Origin of the sequence: Methylophaga sp. (assembly GCF_965655755.1) — a bacterium.
In the GTDB taxonomy this organism is placed as follows: domain Bacteria; phylum Pseudomonadota; class Gammaproteobacteria; order Nitrosococcales; family Methylophagaceae; genus Methylophaga.
In genome coordinates this window covers 11,930-14,039 of sequence record NZ_CBFHHW010000039.1, presented here as the reverse complement: position 1 = coordinate 14,039, position 2,110 = coordinate 11,930, and the positions used below count along the sequence as shown (strand labels likewise).

The following is a 2,110-nucleotide window of genomic DNA, read 5'->3' as shown; positions in this document are numbered from 1 at the left end:
TCTTTTGGTCCTGATCTAACTGGCCAGAATAAATCATCAAGTTGAAGCGTAACGATCGCTTTGCGTAACTCAACCACCGATTTTTTATTCACACCTGCATGTAAAAACCAGAGCTCTTCTACAATATCCAATTGCTTCTGCCCTAAGGGCATCACAATGCCTTGTTGATCGCGAACCATATCTTCTGCATGAGGCCACTGATTATCAGAGATAAGTTGGTCCTGCGCACTGAGTATCGCCTTAACCATAGGTGTCATATTATTCCCCTCACGCTCATCAACATCTTTATGTTGTCTGTGCGCTTCAAGATAAAGTTGACCATTTCTAAGACCTGCTTTGTGAGGCTGATAGACAATATTAACCCCGGTATTCAGTGGTGTAATCTCAAAAAGATGTTCAATATCTTCCGGAAATAAGCGAATACAGCCATGACTGACACGCAAACCAACACCATAAGGCTTATTGGTACCGTGTAATAAGTAACCGGGCATGGATAAATTCATCTTACGTGTACCCAATGGGTTATCCGGTCCGGCTGGAACAACACGCGGTAAGGGGTCGCCTTTCTCCAAGTGTTCTTGACGTATAGATTCCGGTGGTGTCCAAGTGGGATTTTTTACTTTCGTCGTGATGCGTGCTTTACCCAACGGTGTCGCCCATCCCTCACGGCCGATCCCAATAGGATGCGTCACAACCTGCTGTCTGCCATCTCTCGATGCTTTCGGGTAATAATACAATCGCATCTCAGCTATGTTAATAACAATACCGTCCCGTTCGGCATCCGGTAGAATGAATCGCGTCGGCAAAACAACCCGCGTGCCGCCACCAGGTAGCCATGCATCGACGTCAGGGTTAGCATCAGTGATATCACGATAGCCCAAGTCGAACTGGCGCCCTATATCCAGTAAGGTATCTTCCGCACGACTATAAATGACCATGTTATGTCCAACTACTGAAGAATCAGGCTCAGTAATTTCATAGGTAGTGGCGGCAAGTGGCGCCGACAGCGTGAGTCCAACCGCAATAGAGAGCAGACGACGCATCATGGAATATTCCTGTTAAGATATTAAACTCGCTATTGTACTGGATCGCACTAACGCGTGATGTTTGTTATTTCCTTAAAACGTGCTTTGACACACAAAAAGGGCTAAGATCATCCTTTACCTTAAATATGTAGCTAGCGTACTCTAAGCCGATGAAAAAATATTACCTTCCTTTAATTATAGCTCTGACCACATTGTCACTCTCTGGTTGTTCTTTCTTTGAAAAAGAAGAAATCAAAGCCGACGAAAGCTGGAGTGTGGAGCGCGTATACTCTGAAGCCAAAGCGGCATTGAGCCTCGGCGATTACGAAACCGCAATTACCTATTACGAGCAGCTGGAGGCACGTTTCCCGTTTGGCGAATATGCCCAACAGTCCTTACTGGAATCAGCCTACGCTCACTACAAAAACGATGATCCTGAGACAGCGATTGCCACACTGGATCGCTTCATGCGCGTTTACCCTCTGAATCCGAACATTGATTATGCAATGTATCTGCGCGGTTTAGTCAACTTTCATCGGGATATAGGATTCTTCGAAAAATATATTCCTCGAGATGAGTCACAACGTAATCCCGGTGCTGCTGAAGATGCATTGCGTGACTTCAAAGCTCTGGTAAAGCGTTTCCCACAAAGTCGATATGCTGAAGACTCAACGCAACGCATTGTCTATCTTCGCAATCGTCTGGCACAACACGAGGTCAATGTAGCAAATTACTACATGCGTCGTGGCTCATATATCGCCGCTGCAAACCGTGGTAAATATGTACTGGAAAACTACCCGCGTACGCCGGCCATGCCTGAAGCGTTAGTGGTGATGGCTAAGGCCTATAAAGTGTTAGATATGCAGGATTTGTCGCAAGATGCCTTGCGCGTGCTTGAACTTAACTATCCCGGTCATCCCGGTGTGGCTGAGGTCAGCCAAACGAACGTCGAGTAAAAAATAAAGGCCGCTAAGCGGCCTTTTTATTTAAATCGCTTCATCGCCTTCTTCACTGGTTCGGATACGAATTGTACGTTCCAGCGGAGTCACAAAAATCTTACCGTCGCCAATACGCCCTGTATGCGC

3 protein-coding genes are annotated in these 2,110 nt (G+C 46.3%); 1 reads left to right on the top strand and 2 read right to left on the bottom strand.

Features of this window, described 5'->3' with window-relative positions; all coding sequences use genetic code 11:
- The coding region (locus tag ACTF5U_RS11200; protein ID WP_438971716.1) for a L,D-transpeptidase family protein at positions 1-1,046 on the bottom strand (1,046 nt) is incomplete at its 3' end.
- A gap of 149 nt (positions 1,047-1,195) precedes the next feature.
- On the opposite strand from ACTF5U_RS11200, the gene ACTF5U_RS11195 reads away from it, so the two are divergent.
- Complete coding sequence (locus ACTF5U_RS11195) at positions 1,196-1,981, top strand: outer membrane protein assembly factor BamD (protein ID WP_438971715.1); 786 nt, start codon at positions 1,196-1,198, stop codon at positions 1,979-1,981.
- Between the two features lie 30 nt (positions 1,982-2,011).
- Here the strand turns inward: ACTF5U_RS11195 and ACTF5U_RS11190 are convergent.
- Positions 2,012-2,110, bottom strand: a 99-nt coding sequence (locus tag ACTF5U_RS11190; protein WP_438971717.1) for a P-II family nitrogen regulator, incomplete at its 5' end; no start/stop codon positions are given.